15 protein-coding genes are annotated in these 14589 nt (G+C 37.6%); 10 read left to right on the top strand and 5 right to left on the bottom strand.

From position 1 onward, the window contains the following. Window positions 1-23: 23 nt before the first annotated feature. The 9 genes from mqo to OQH61_RS03105 all read left to right on the top strand — a co-directional run bounded on the left by mqo (window position 24) and on the right by OQH61_RS03105 (window position 8916). Window positions 24-1508, top strand: coding sequence for a malate dehydrogenase (quinone) (gene mqo / locus OQH61_RS03145; RefSeq protein ID WP_266025822.1), 1485 nt, complete (start codon window positions 24-26; stop codon window positions 1506-1508). A 122-nt stretch (window positions 1509-1630) separates the two neighbouring features. Beyond that, on the top strand, window positions 1631-2941 hold the full coding sequence (hisD, locus tag OQH61_RS03140) for a histidinol dehydrogenase (RefSeq protein WP_266025821.1): 1311 nt from the start codon (window positions 1631-1633) through the stop codon (window positions 2939-2941). A 3-nt stretch (window positions 2942-2944) separates the two neighbouring features. Beyond that, on the top strand, window positions 2945-3208 hold the full coding sequence (locus tag OQH61_RS03135; protein ID WP_266025820.1) for a DUF2018 family protein: 264 nt from the start codon (window positions 2945-2947) through the stop codon (window positions 3206-3208). Next, window positions 3201-3689, top strand: coding sequence for a hypothetical protein (locus OQH61_RS03130; RefSeq protein ID WP_266025819.1), 489 nt, complete (start codon window positions 3201-3203; stop codon window positions 3687-3689). Before OQH61_RS03135 ends, OQH61_RS03130 begins: the two co-directional genes overlap by 8 nt. Continuing rightward, window positions 3686-4597: a polyprenyl synthetase family protein gene (locus OQH61_RS03125; RefSeq protein WP_266025818.1), complete on the top strand. Its 912-nt coding sequence runs from the start codon at window positions 3686-3688 to the stop codon at window positions 4595-4597. Before OQH61_RS03130 ends, OQH61_RS03125 begins: the two co-directional genes overlap by 4 nt. Before the next feature lie 10 nt (window positions 4598-4607). Further along, window positions 4608-5930: a glutamyl-tRNA reductase gene (gene hemA / locus OQH61_RS03120; RefSeq protein ID WP_266025817.1), complete on the top strand. Its 1323-nt coding sequence runs from the start codon at window positions 4608-4610 to the stop codon at window positions 5928-5930. Between the two features lie 9 nt (window positions 5931-5939). Continuing rightward, window positions 5940-7706, top strand: a complete 1767-nt coding sequence (locus tag OQH61_RS03115; RefSeq protein ID WP_266025816.1) for a proline--tRNA ligase — start codon at window positions 5940-5942, stop codon at window positions 7704-7706. Window positions 7707-7715: 9 nt separating this feature from the next. Next, entirely contained in the window at window positions 7716-8681 is a 966-nt protein-coding gene (hemC, locus tag OQH61_RS03110; protein ID WP_266025815.1) for a hydroxymethylbilane synthase, read from the top strand. Continuing rightward, on the top strand, window positions 8650-8916 hold the full coding sequence (locus OQH61_RS03105) for an outer membrane beta-barrel protein (RefSeq protein WP_266025814.1): 267 nt from the start codon (window positions 8650-8652) through the stop codon (window positions 8914-8916). Before hemC ends, OQH61_RS03105 begins: the two co-directional genes overlap by 32 nt. A gap of 63 nt (window positions 8917-8979) precedes the next feature. On the opposite strand, the gene OQH61_RS03100 is transcribed toward OQH61_RS03105, so the two are convergent. After that, complete coding sequence (locus OQH61_RS03100; protein ID WP_266025813.1) at window positions 8980-9867, bottom strand: YihY family inner membrane protein; 888 nt, start codon at window positions 9865-9867, stop codon at window positions 8980-8982. Between the two features lie 10 nt (window positions 9868-9877). Next, complete coding sequence (locus OQH61_RS03095) at window positions 9878-10729, bottom strand: biotin synthase (RefSeq protein WP_266025812.1); 852 nt, start codon at window positions 10727-10729, stop codon at window positions 9878-9880. Between the two features lie 96 nt (window positions 10730-10825). Here OQH61_RS03095 and xseA point away from each other — a divergent pair, with 96 nt between their 5' ends. After that, on the top strand, window positions 10826-12079 hold the full coding sequence (gene xseA / locus OQH61_RS03090) for an exodeoxyribonuclease VII large subunit (RefSeq protein ID WP_266025811.1): 1254 nt from the start codon (window positions 10826-10828) through the stop codon (window positions 12077-12079). 11 nt (window positions 12080-12090) lie between these two features. Here the strand turns inward: xseA and OQH61_RS03085 are convergent, their stop codons facing one another. The 3 genes from OQH61_RS03085 to yedF all read right to left on the bottom strand — a co-directional run bounded on the left by OQH61_RS03085 (window position 12091) and on the right by yedF (window position 14531). Further along, on the bottom strand, window positions 12091-12783 hold the full coding sequence (locus OQH61_RS03085) for a hypothetical protein (RefSeq protein WP_266025810.1): 693 nt from the start codon (window positions 12781-12783) through the stop codon (window positions 12091-12093). Window positions 12784-12860: 77 nt separating this feature from the next. After that, window positions 12861-13853: a selenide, water dikinase SelD gene (gene selD, locus OQH61_RS03080; protein ID WP_266025809.1), complete on the bottom strand. Its 993-nt coding sequence runs from the start codon at window positions 13851-13853 to the stop codon at window positions 12861-12863. Window positions 13854-13916: 63 nt separating this feature from the next. Further along, window positions 13917-14531: a sulfurtransferase-like selenium metabolism protein YedF gene (yedF, locus tag OQH61_RS03075; RefSeq protein ID WP_266025808.1), complete on the bottom strand. Its 615-nt coding sequence runs from the start codon at window positions 14529-14531 to the stop codon at window positions 13917-13919. Window positions 14532-14589: the final 58 nt, after the last annotated feature.

Below are 14589 nucleotides of genomic sequence, written 5' to 3'. Positions count from 1 at the left end.
GGGTGTTAGGAAGGAGTGAGGAAATGAGTGAGGGTTCTGAAGTAGTCCTAGTAGGTGGAGGTATAATGAGTTTGACTTTGGCGGCAATGCTAAAGGAACTGAAACCCTCGTTGCATATTAGCGTATATGAAATGTTTGAGGATTTGGCTACGGAGAGCAGCTCCGTATGGAATAATGCTGGAACAGGACATCAAGCACTTTGTGAGTTAAACTATACACCACAAAAAGAAGATGGAAGTATTGATACTTCAAAAGCATTGAAAATCAATCAACAATATGAATTAAGTAAAGAATTTTGGGCATATTGTATCAGAAAGCAGATTCTTAAAGGTGCTCATACTTTTTTAAATCCTGTGCCACATTTAAGTTTTGTGGTTGATGATATCGTGCCTTATTTGAAAAAACGTTATGAAACCCTTAAAACTTCGCCACTTTTTAAAAATATGATTTATACTGAAGATAGGGAGCAGATTAAAGAATGGGCGCCACTTTTGCTAGAGGGACGAAATGATACGCAAAAAATGGCAGTTACTTATATGGCAGAGGGAAGTGATGTTGATTTTGGCGAAATCGCGCGGCAGTTTGGAGAGAAATTAAGCCAAGAAGATGGCTTTAATGTATATGTTCATCATAAAGTGCGTGATTTGACTAAAGAGGGCAATGAATGGAAATTAGATATTGTTGATACAAAAAGTGGCGAAAATAAGCAAGTAAAGGCAAAATTTGTATTTTTAGGTGCGGGGGGTGGCTCTTTTCCACTTTTGCAAAAAAGCGGCATACCTGAAGGGCGAGGTTATGGTGGATTCCCTGTGGGCGGATTGTGGCTTATATGCAATAATCGTGATATTATTGAAAAACATAATGCAAAAATTTATGGTAAAGCTTCTATCGGCGACCCGCCTATGTCAGTGCCACATTTAGATACGCGTATTATTAGGGGTAAAAAAGAGTTACTTTTTGGACCTTATGCAGGTTTTAATACTAAATTCCTTAAAAAAGGGAGTTTTTTTGATTTTCCCTCATCAATCCGCCTCAATAATTGTATTCCTATGATTCAAGCGGGTATAGATAATGTGCCTTTGACAATTTATCTCATTAAGCAGATTCTTTCAACTGATAGAATGCGTATGCGTAAGCTTAATGTGTTTTTTCCTGCAGCAGAGTTTTCGGACTGGAATGCGCAATTTGCAGGACAGAGGGTGCAGGTGATTAAAAAAGATAAAAATGGGAGGGGAAGTTTGCAATTTGGCACAGAAGTGATTACTTCTAGCGATGGTTCTCTTGCAGCATTGCTGGGAGCTTCACCGGGAGCTTCAACGGCGGTAGATATTATGATAGAAGTGCTTCAACGTTGTTTTGGTGATGAAATGAAAACAAGTGCTTGGCAAGATAAACTCGCTGAAATGGTGCCCTCTTATAATCGTTCTCTTGAGGAAAACATTACTCATTTCAATGAATGTCGTTTTAAAACTGCTCAAACGCTTCATATACCCTTTTGTGAGATTTAAGCCCTTTGATGAGATTCTATAAAGTTTAGGCTTTTAGAATCTAAAGTGTGCTTAGGTTTATAGCCTGTTTGTTTAGAGTTAATGTATATAATTCTCATTTATTTTTGATTATGGGGAAAGTAATGAAATATCTTGATGTGCGTTTGCCAGAGTTTGCAAATGAATTTCAACAAGTCTTAGCGCGTGGAAAAATGGATATGAAAGAAGTTTCATCTCTCGTGCAAGAATTACTTGATGAGATTCGCACAGAGGGCTTAGACGCGTTAAAAAAGCATATTTCTCGTTTTGATAAATGGGAAGTAAAAAATTTTACAGATTTGCGTATTTCACCCAAAGAATGTCTCAATGCCTATAATCAGCTTTCTTGCGAACTCAAATCTGCACTTCATCTCGCCTATGACAGAATCTATGCTTTTCATCGCAAACAAAAAATGCAGAGTTGGATTGATTGTGAGGAAAATGGCAGCATACTTGGCTCAAAATTCACTCCAATGGAACGTGCAGGATTGTATATTCCCGGTGGCAAAGCAGCTTATCCAAGTTCGCTTTTAATGAATGCTATTCCTGCGATTGTTGCCGGGGTTAAAGAGATTGTGGTATGTTCTCCTACGCCCCATAATCAAGCTAATCCTCTTGTGCTTGCAGCATTACATTTGTGTGGCATTACTGAAGCATATAAAGTTGGCGGTGCAAGTGCCATAGGGCTTATGGCTTATGGTTGCAAAGAGATTCCCAAAGTTGATGTTATTACTGGTCCGGGCAATATTTTTGTTGCTTGTGCTAAAAAACTTGTTTTTGGCGAAGTGAATATTGATATGATTGCAGGTCCAAGCGAGATAGCAATTATTGCAGATTCTCAAGCAAATCCACTTTATATTGCCTATGATTTGCTTTCTCAAGCTGAACACGATGAAATGGCAAGTTCTATACTTATAAGCGATAGTGCTTCTCTTATAGAATCTGTGCAAAAGCATATTGAACAGATTATGCCTTCAATGCCTCGTGCAGAGATTGCAGGAGCAAGTATTAAAAATCGTGCCGTGATGATACATACGCGGAATCTACAAGAAAGCATAGAGATTGCCAATGCCATTGCTCCCGAGCATTTGGAAGTCCTTACAGCTGCTCCATTTGACGCACTTGCTCATATTAAACACGCAGGAGCAATTTTCTTAGGTGAGCATTCAAGTGAGCCTATCGGTGATTATCTTGCAGGTCCTAATCATACGCTTCCCACAGGTGGGAGTGCGCGTTTCTTTTCGCCGCTTGGAGTGGAGCATTTTATGAAAAAAAGCTCAATTATTGCCTTTTCAGCTACTGCATTAGAAGAAGTCGGAGAATCTTGCGCACTTTTAGCCCAAAGCGAATCTTTATCTGCTCACGCTCAAGCAGTTTTGACACGATTAGATTCTATCAAAGTAAAGAGAGGGTGATTTATGGACGCATTTTTTGAGGGCACACCATTGCAAAAATGGCAAGAAATTATTCTTAATGCTTCACCTACGCTAGTAGGATTAGAGCTTGAGGCATTATTAGAGCGTATAGCTGTGTATGAAGCACTTTTAGAACATCAAGGTGTAGATATAGAATCTGCATTTGCTCATTATCGTTTTGATGAAGCGCATAAGGAGGAATTACGCGTGGCAAAAGATAACCTTGCGATAGAATCAATGGCAAAAATATTGGGTAATTATGAATAAAATCTTTTTATGTTTTACCCCTTTCTTGCTTTCTTGCACGATGTATGCTTTAGCTCCTGTTTGGGCGTGGGAAAAAGACTTATCTCTTGAAAAAGAGCAAATATATAAAGCTAATTTTAACGTGGGCGCAGTGCAAAAAGAGCTTGAATTTCGTTGGACGCTGTATAAGAACTATGGGCTCATACTGCATATTCGCTATGATAAATTTAATCATCAAGTGCTTTTATATACAGATTATCAACGTAATGCATATAAAATATCACTTGGAAGAGGCAATAGTACGCAAAAAGATGATCCACATTTAATTATGTATTTTAAGGAATTTGCTGATAAAGATAAAAAAGCACATTTAAAGCTCTATATTGAGGGGCAGGGTGCAGCAGTGCTTGATGAGAGTATTTCTCCAAGTAAAAATAAAAAAGAAGATGAGGAGCAAGAAACAGAAGAAAATGAAAATACGACTCAAGGACAAGCATCGTGAATATACAATTTGCACTTGAGCGTATTAAGGCGTATATTCACGCTTATATTCAAGAATGCAAAAATGAAGAAGTGAATGTTTTATATGGACACTTGAGTTATGGCAAAATGCTTCGTAGCAAACTTTTGCTTTCTATTAGCGATATAAATGAAGATGTTTTGAGAGTGTGCGCGCTCATTGAAATGATACAGAGTGCCTCGCTTCTACACGATGATGTGATTGATGAATCTCTTACAAGACGTGGTATGCCTTCTATTAATGCTACTTTTGGCAATAAAAACGCGATAATGCTTGGTGATGTGCTATATTCTAAGGCATTTTATGAGTTAAGTTGTCTTGATGTCAGATTGGCTCAAAGCGTTTCTTCTGCAGTTGTACGGCTTTCTGTGGGTGAAATTGAAGATGTAAAACTTTCACTTTCTTTTCATACAGATAAAGAACGATATATTCGTATGTGTGCGGATAAAACAGCTGCACTTATTGTCGCTGCTGCTGAATGTGGAGCGATTTTAAAGGGCTTAAACAAAAATATTTATAGAATCTATGGTGAAAATTTAGGCATTGCTTTTCAAATTATTGATGATATTTTAGATATTACTCAAGATTCTCAAACACTTGGCAAGCCTTCAATGAGTGATTTTAAAGAGGGCAAAACAACTCTTCCTTATATGTATTTATATGAACATTTCAATGCAGATGAGCGTTCAAAATTACTTGAATGCTATGGTGTAAATCTCAATGAGGAAAAACAAGCGTGGATAAGAATGCAAATGCAAAAGCATAATAGTATTGCTCAAAGTATTGCAGATGCTCAATATTATGCAAATAAAGCTCTTCAAGCGATTGCAAATGAGGGCAATGAAAAACTTAAGGATATTGTTACACAAATGGTTGAGAGGACATTTTAGGGAGGAAAGAATGCAAGAAAAAATGGAAGTGCAATATATGGTGGTGAGTTTTTCACATAAAAATGTAGATATTACTACGCGCGAGAAACTTAGTTTTAGCCAAGAAGAGATTGTGCCATTTTTGCAAGAGATTAATGTATGTGATAGCATTAGAGAGAGTGTTTTGCTTTGCACTTGTAATCGTGTGGAACTCTATGTAAGTATGATTGATAAAAAACGAGCAAAGCAACACATCTATGAGTGTTTTGCCACGCATAAAAATATAGCACTAGAGGATATAGAAAATATTGCGCTTGTGCGTTTGAATCAATATGCGATTTATCATATTTTTAGCGTAGCTTCAAGCCTTGATAGTTTGGTTATAGGGGAGACACAGATTACAGGACAGCTCAAACTTGCTTATAAACTTGCCTTTGATAATGCACTTTGTGCTAAAGATATGACTCGTCTTATGCACTTTGCCTTTAAATGTGCCGCGAGTGTGCGAAAAGAAACAGATATTTCAGCCCATAGTGTATCAGTAGCTTCTACGGCAGTGCGTATGGCAGAGCAAAAACTTGCTTTATGCAATAAAACTTTAGAGAATCTACCTATTTTGGTTATCGGTAGTGGTGAAATGGGACGCCTTGCGTGCAAACATCTCCATAATGCCAACGCACAAATCACACTTGTAAGTCGCACAAAAGAAAACGCACATAAACTTGCCTTAGAGTTTGACTCTTGCATAAATATAGAATCTTGGGAACATTTAGAGCAGCTTTTGGGAGAGTATGAAGTGCTTTTTAGTGCTACGAGTGCTCCAAATTGTATCATTCAATCTCATATGGTGCAAGCAAGTCCAAAGCAAAGGTGGTGGTTTGACTTAGCTCTGCCACGTGATATAGAAAATATACAAATGGACAACTTAGATATTTTTTGTGTTGATGATTTGGAAGAAATCGTGCAAGAACATAAAAATGCGCGTGAAGAGAGTGCAAAAAAGGCACAAAAGATTCTTGAGCAGTATAGTGTAGAGTTTTTTAGATGGCTTCAGACTTTGGGAATTGACCCTGTTATTAAACATATTCGCTACCTTGCTAAAGCTTCTGCTCTTAAAGAGCTTGATAGGGCAGTAAAAAAAGGATTTTTACCAGCGGAATATCAGCAAAATGTAGAGAAGATTCTGCACGGAGCTTTTAATACTTTTTTACATCAGCCTACTATACGACTTAAACAGGCAAGTGAGAATCCTCAAGGCGACCCGATTATTGAGGCAATGAAAAATGTGTTTGACATTAGCGATGATGTTGTTATGCTTCATAGCTACAAATGCGAGAAAGACACTATTTTTTAAAGGAATGCTATGAGATTTTCACAACTTTTTGTCAATACTCTTAAAGAATCTCCCAAAGATGCGGTGCTTAAAAGTCATCAATATCTTGTGCGTGGGGGGTTTATACAGCAAGTTGGTAGTGGTATTTATAATTTTTTGCCGCTTGGAAAAAAACTCCTTGATAAAGTGCGCTTTATTGTCAAAGAAGAAATGGACAAGAGTGGTGCGCAAGAGATTCTTATGGGTTTTGTTACTCCTGCAGAGCTATGGAGAGAATCTGGACGATATGAACAATATGGCAGGGAGCTTTTGCGCTTTGTGGATAGGAAAGAGAATGAATTTGTGCTTGGACCTACACACGAAGAAGTCATAACGTACATTGCGAAAAATACGATTAAAAGCTATAAGCAGCTCCCACTTCATCTCTATCAGATTCAGAGTAAATTTCGCGATGAACTGCGTCCGCGATTTGGGCTTATGCGTGGGCGCGAGTTTATTATGAAAGATGGATATAGCTTTCATAGTAGTTATGCAGATTTGGATAGAGAATTTGATGTTATGGAAGCGACATATAAAAAGATTCTACAAAGAATGGGTGTAGAGTTTAAGGTTGTGGAAGCAGATTCTGGAGCGATTGGCGGAAGTGGAAGCAAAGAATTTATGGTATTAGCACCTTGTGGGGAAGATACCATTGTTGTATGCAAGGGCTGTGAATATGGTGCAAATATTGAAGCGAGCAAGAGAGCACCACGCACTGCGCCACGTCCAAATGAGCTAAAATATGATAGCAATGCACCTCAAGCCGCTTTTGCACGATTCTTTACCCCTGATGTAAAAGATATAGAATCTTTAAGTGCATTTTTTAAAGTTGATGCCTTTTGGATAATCAAAGCAATAGTAAAAAAAGCCCTCAAGGCTAATAATGAAAGTGAATTGGTGTATTTTTTTGTACGTGGCGATGATGAGGGCGAAGAGACAAAAATGCTCAATGCAATCAATAAGCATACAAATTGTTATATTGCTTTAGAAGATGCGAGTGTGGAGGAGATTCAAGAGGCTGGATTGGAAGTAGGATTTATCGGTGCTTATGGATTGCGTCATATTACCCAAGCTACACATATTTATTTTGATGAGAGTTTGAAAGAAGCCTCAAATCTTATCTGTGGCGCAAATGAAAAGGATTATCATTTTGTGGGTGTGGATTTAAGCACATTTGAGGGTTTGGAATATGCAGATATAGCCCAAAGCAAAGAGGGAGATTTGTGCCCCAAGTGCGGCAAAGAGCTTTATTATACTAAGGGCATAGAAGTTGGGCATATTTTTAAATTAGGCGATAAATATTCGCGTGCGATGAATGCGCAGTTTTTGGATAAAGATGGTAAAGCACAACCACTTATTATGGGTTGCTATGGCTTTGGAATCTCGCGTATTTTGCCCGCAATCTTAGAGCAAAAAAGTGATGATTTGGGCTGCGTATGGAGCAAAGAAGTGGGTATATTTGATATAGCTATTATTATTTCAAATACCAAAGATTCTATGCAAAATGATTTTGGCAGTGCTTTATACGAAAAATTGGGTGCGCGCGGCATTGATGTGTTATTAGATGAACGAGATGAGCGATTTGGCGTGAAAATGAAAGATTTTGAATTGCTTGGCTTTACTTTTGCTTTGGTTGTAGGTAAGGGTTTAAATGAGGGCAAAGTAGAGCTCATTAAACGTGAGGGTTTAAAAAAATATGAGCTTTGTGCCAATGATAAAGAGATACTGCTTGATGAGATACTTAAAATCATAGCATAAGGAGCGGATATGGCAGAGCAAAGCAGGGCAGATAGGGAGCTAGTTATCGGCTCACGCGGAAGTGTATTGGCTTTATGGCAAGCTGAATATATTAAATCTCGTCTTCAAGCAGAGTGCGGTTTGCAATCTCGCATACAAATCATCAAAACTCGCGGTGATAAAATCCTTGATGTACCTTTGGCAAAAATCGGTGGAAAGGGGCTTTTCACAAAAGAGCTAGAAGAAATGCTTTTGAGCAAGGATATTGATTTGGCTGTGCATAGCCTCAAAGATGTGCCTGTGGAGTTTGTGCCAGAGCTTAATTTAGCAGCTATTACTCAACGCGAGAGTGCAAATGATTGTTTTTTAAGTGTAAAATATCCTAATCTTGATGCTTTACCACAAGGAGCAAAAGTAGGGACAACTTCCTTGCGCCGCTCAATGCAGGTTAAGAAATATCGTCCTGATTTAGATACATTAAGTTTGCGTGGTAATGTGCAAACACGATTAGAAAAGCTCCATAATGGTGCGTTTGATGCAATTATCCTCGCTCAAGCAGGAGTGAATCGGCTTAACATCAATACACAAAATGTGCCTTATATCACACCTTTAGATTTTATGATACCTGCGATGGGGCAGGGTGCGCTTGGGATAGAAATGCGTAAAGATTCTATATTTTTTGATAGGATTGCTGCACTCAATGATGTGCAGAGTGCGCTTTGTGTAAGCGCAGAGAGAGCGTTTGTGCGCACATTAGAGGGGGGCTGTCAAGTGCCAATAGGCGTGTATGCACAATTTAGCCACAACAAACTCACACTTCAAGCCATAGTAGGGCTGCCCGATGGAAGCGAAGTGTTGCAAGATAGTATAGAGGATTCTATACATATAGAAGATAGAGCTGCAAGTGAGAATCTAGGCATAGCATTCGCACAAAAATTTATAGATAAAGGCGCAAAAGAGCTTCTTGAACGAGCAGCAAAAATGGCATTTATATAATAAGGAGTTCAGCGATATTAAATCAGCTGGTGCAAGTCTTAAAAAAACAGGGCTTGATGTGGCTTTGAATCTTGGTTTGCGTAGCGTGGTAGATTCTAAGCATAGCTTAGAAGCCATAGTCCGAGTGCCTTTTGTTCCTATGATATTATTTGACGGGGATATACAAGGTAATCAAGTAAAACTTACAGCTACTCGTAACTACAATATTGGTGCGCGCTATATTTTAAGCTTTTAAGAATGTAAAGAGTCTTCGGTATTATCAGGGGGGGGGCTTGCCTCCACTTTTAAATCACTCCTATCACACTTCTGTGGTGCTAATGCCATATTTTTCTTCAAGCGTTTTGCCAAAATTCGTGCCAAAGCCCTCACAAAAGCGCATTCCATAAAGCAGCACAAACCACGATACATAAATCCATAACATCATAAAAAGAAAAATAGCAATGGGTCCATACACACTTTTATAAGTTTGATTATAAAATACATAATACACAAAAGCCCATTTTGTCAGTAACCATACACTTGTCGTTAAAAGACTTGAGCTAAAGAGTGCGAGGAGCTTGAGAGGCTTGTTTGCCGAGAGTTTGAAGAGTAAGAAAAACATCGCCCAAGTGAGCAAATAAGGTATCAAATCAAATAAAAGACTTAAATTTGCTGTGCCTTTGAGTGTTTTTTGCACTTCGCCGCTAAAATAAATTGAGAAAGCAAGCACCACAGGGAAAAGTGTAATCATTGTCCAATACATCACAAGAGAATCAAAAAACTTGCGAGGCGTTGAATTAAACATTTTTGCCGCAATGTATTCATAATTGCGAAAAAACATTACAGAGGCTACAAGTGTGTAGCCAAGCCCCATCATACCTAGTGCCGAGCTATTTTTCATAAAAGTATCAAGATAACTAGAAATCACATCAGTATGCGTGGGGAGAATATTAGAGAGTATGAGTTCTCGGATTTGCTCAATTTGAGATTGAAAGTTAGGGAGATTCATTACGATAGAAAAAACAATCATTAAAAGTGGGATAATTGCAAAAACGGTGTAAAAACTAAGCGAAGCCGCATAAAAACTCAACTCTTTATCAGCGACAAAATCCCAAATGCTTTTTAATTTAATCCACAATATATCAAAGAGGCTACGCGATTTGAGCCAAATTTTAGCAATACATTGTTCTTTTTGCATAGGCAACATTTTATTTTCCTTAGTGGCAATTTGTCGCGGCGACATAGCCATAAGATTCTATCATTGCTACATCATCTTTGGGCGCTTTGCCATCAGTAGTGAGATAATCACCTAACACCACACCATTAATTCCTGCTTCAAAGAGTGGCTTTTGATTATCTCCAAAAACTGCCTCTCGCCCTCCTGCAATCATTAATCGCGTATTTGGGAGATATTCACGCGCAAGAGTTACACATTCTAGCGCTTCTTGTGTGCTTAGGGTTTGCATAGGGAGAGGCAAGGCTTCATTAGCAATGTAAAAATTAAGAGGAGTTGTATGAGGAGAGAGAATCTGCAAATGTTTGAGTAGCTCAATTCTATCACTCCAGCTTTCACCTAAGCCAAAAATACCTCCGGATAACAATCCTAATTCGGCTTTAAGAGTGTTTTCGCAGGTTTCAAATCGCTCTTTCCAAGTGTGTGTCGTGCAAATATGTGGAAAAAATTCTTTAGAAGTCTCCAAATTGTGATTATAGCTATCCACGCCATTGGCTTTAAGGTATTTAAGAGAATCTACATCAGCACTGCCACAACACGCAATAATGTGCAAACCTAAATCTGCTTTTTTGATTGCATTTGCAGCTTGAGCGATGTATTCGCATTTTTGGGATTCCAAACTGCGTCCTGCGGTTACAAGACAAAATCCTAATGCGCCATATTCGCGTAGTGTTTTTGCTTCTTGCAATATTTTATCAATGCTTTTATTTTTGTATTTTTGAATCTGTGTGCCATAATGCGCACTTTGAGTGCAATATTTGCAATCTTCCGGGCAGTTTCCAGAGCTGACATTACAAATACTGCATAAGAATATTTCATTATTTACTTTTTGCATCATTTACCTTCATTGTGTTGAGATAATGCTATTGTAGCAAAAAGTCTTTAAAAGTTCTAATGTGATAGAATGATTTCATTGTTTCAAGGAGATGAAGTGAGAGCCTTAGGAGTAAGTGAGATTAATGCACAGATTAAAAGTATTTTAGAATCTACTTTTATGGATATTTGTGTGCGTGGCGAGATAAGTAGTGTAACAATCCATACAAGCGGACATATTTATCTTACTCTTAAAGATGAAAACTCAAGTGTGCGCTGTGTGATGTTTAAAGGCAATGCGCGTAGTTTAAAAATTAAGCTTGAAGTAGGACAATGTGTGTTGATAATGGGCTCACTTAGTGTCTATGTGCCCAAAGGAGAATATCAGATTCTATGCAAAAGTATTACACTTGCTGGTTTAGGGGAACTCTCTCAAGCGTATGAAGCGCTCAAAACAAAGCTTAGCGCAAAGGGTTATTTTGAATCTGCTCATAAAAAGTCTCTGCCAAAATTCCCTAAACGCATTGCTTTGCTCACTTCTGCCACAGGTGCAGCAAAGGAAGATATGCTCAAAGTCGCACATAAGCGTTGGAATCTTGTGCATATCACACTTTTTAATACACTTGTGCAAGGTGAGGGAGCAAAAGATTCCATAGTAGAGAATCTCAAACGCGCTGATAGTTTTTTTGGCACATCTGAAGGCTTTGATGTTATCGTGTTGGGAAGAGGTGGAGGCAGTATGGAGGATATGTGGGCATTTAATGAAGAATGTGTAGCAGATGCTATTTATTCTGCCCAAACACCTATTATTTCTGCTGTGGGACACGAGATTGATGTATTTATCAGTGATTTTGTTGCTGATGTGCGAGCACCTACTCCTTCGGCAGCTATGGAGATGCTTTTGCCTGATAAAAATGAATATTTGCGCATACTTGATGAAATGATGAATACTTATTTTTATGCCCTCAAGCAGCAGCTTGTGTTTAAAAGTGATGCATTAGAGCGGGTGAGGGAATATTTTAAACTTTATAATTTTGAGCAACGCTATTATGCGAAGATTGAGCAAATTCATATTTTAAAGCAGATGATGCAAGATTCTATGAATGCAGTGCTTGAGGATAAAATAATCAAATATGAGCATATACTTTCATCTCTCAAAATGCGGCGTGAAGAGAAAATTCAGCAGTGCCAATATGAATATGAGCGTATGCTGGAAGTATTTAATGCTTTGAATCCGCGCTCGCTCTGCACGCGTGGATATGCGCAGATAAGCAAAGATGGGAAAGCTTGTAAAATAAGTGATATTCATATCAATGAGGAATTTTATCTCAGTGATATAACACATTCCATTCTAGCAAAGCGTTTGCAATGAACTAAAACCTGTTAATGCACACTTCCTACGGAAGTAAAACGTGTTTTGCTTAAAAAGGTTGGAAGTGAGTTCCAAATAAAAACAAGCAAAAGGCGCTGAACATCTTCAGTGCGCATAAATTTGTGTTTTTCTAATACTTGACAGGTGAGAAAATCAAAATATGTTTTGCCCACACCTTTATCGCCAAGGTATGCTTTTTCAAAATCTCCACCAAAATATCGTGCTACATTGCTCAGACTAATTTCTTTGCGTGCAAGGGTTTGTGTGAAATTATCAGGTGAGATATTGCTAGGAAAATTATTTATGCGTGAGGTAAGGAAAGTTAAAAGTTTATCTTCAATACTGCGCATAAATTCTAAAAATATGATACTTGCCTTATCGGTATGTTCTCTTAGGCGAATGGCTTTTTCAAGTGCATCTGTTTGAGAACCTTTAAGTAAAACCGAAGCGATTTGGGTAATTTTGGGTTCAGATAAAATATTAATCACACATTGTTTTTTGGCATATCCAGCTGTATAGGAGTGTTTGACATTATCAATAGCTTTGTCAATACTATCTTGTTCAAACATTGTATTAAACATTGTAAATTCTTCTTCAGAGAGTATTTTTTGTAAATCTTCTTTATAGTTTGAGTTTGCTACAAATCCCTTTTCTTTTAACATATAAAATTTACGCACTAAAGCATCTATAGTATTAAATTGCATATAATATCCTCCCAAAGTATTTGAGAATTTTAGTTTTTACAATCGGTGGAAATATATTTTTTTCAAATGGAAAATATTTATCCTAAAATAATAGATATTTTTGTTTTAGGTATGATTTCACCAATAATATTCGCGTGTATAATACCTGCTTTATGTAATTGCTCAACAAATGATTTTGCTTGATTACAAGGAAGAGCAAAAAGGAGACCACCGGAAGTTTGCGCATCATAATAAAAAATGTCATCTTTAAGTGTGCATTGTATTTGAACTTGAGATTGCAAAGCTTTTTTGTTTTCATATGATCCACCCGGAATGATACCCATTTGAGAAAATGATTCTATATTGTCAAAAAGAGGGATTTCTTTGGTGTAAAAAAGTATGCTTTTTTCATTTTGATTTTTTATATTTCCACACATTTCAAAAGCGTGTCCAATAAGCCCAAATCCTGTAATATCTGTGCAAGCGTGAATCTCATAATTTTGTGCGATACGAGCAGCATAGAGGTTGAGCATAGCCATTGTTTGTGTTACTTCAGTTATTTGGGAGAGCATTTGAGCTTTTATGGCAGTGGTAAGAATCCCACTGCCAAGAGGCTTTGTTAATACAAGTATATCGCCTATATGTCCAGTGTGATTGCGCCATAAACGATTCTTATGCACTATACCATTTACTGCCAAGCCATATTTTTGCTCCTTGTCTTTTATAGTATGTCCGCCAAGAAGCAATGCACCAGATTCTGTAATTTTATCTAGTCCGCCTTTTAAAATAGTATTTGCCACTGCATTATCAAAATGTATATTATCCCACATAAGCAGGTTAAGCGCACTTTTGACTTCACCTCCCATTGCAAAAACATCACTTAGAGCATTAGCCGCTGCGATTTGTCCATAAAGGTAAGGGTCATCAACCACAGGCGTAATAAAATCTACACTTGAAAGCATAGCGTATTCATCATTTGGCGCATAGAGCATTGCGCCGCAATCTTCATTGCTCTCAAATCCTGTAATAAGTAGAGGATTTGGCTTTTGGGTGATACCGCTAAAGATTTGTGATAAGTCTGCCAGACCCACTTTAGCTGCTCAACCCGCACATTGAATATGCTGTGTAAGCTGGTAATCTACCATATAATTATCCTAAAGTGAAATAAGACTATCGGCAAGAAGCATATTTTGCACACCCTGAATAGCATTGCCTATCATACCAACCTTAAGTCGTTCCGTAAGTGAAAAATAACTCAAGCACGAACCACACGAATAAACTTCAACACCTTGTTTTTCAAGCTCTTTAAGTGCTTCTACAATTTCAGTATTATCTACTTCTTTATTATCAGTAGTAAGCAAAACCCCGCGATTAACAAAGAAAATCTTTTGTGGCAATATATCGGTTTGCAGAAGAGATTTAATAAAACCATTAATGAGCATACCTCCAAGTTCTCCTTCACCTACGCGATCATTTTTAATAAGCATCATTTTGGGGATTATTTTATCTTTATGCGCACTTTGTTTGCTTTTTTTGCCTTTAAGAATAATCATAAATTGCTCATCGCGTCCAAAACCTACTTCAAACTCAAAACCTTCGGTATTTAAAAAACGCATAAGATTTTCTTTGGAAGAGGGTGAGTTACCGATTATTTCATAGCTATGAAGCTTGAGAGTATGTTCATTAATACCTAAAAGTGCTTTTTTTGCCTTTAAAACTGGCTCTGGACAGGGTAAATCTCGTACATCAATTTGTATAGTGTTGTTCATCAGTAAATCCTTTAGAGTAAGCCTTGGATAGAATCATTAATGAATAATATATTTTTAC

Source organism: Helicobacter sp. MIT 21-1697 (genome assembly GCF_026241255.1).
GTDB lineage: Bacteria > Campylobacterota > Campylobacteria > Campylobacterales > Helicobacteraceae > Helicobacter_C.
This window is presented reverse-complemented; position numbering and strand designations above follow the sequence as displayed.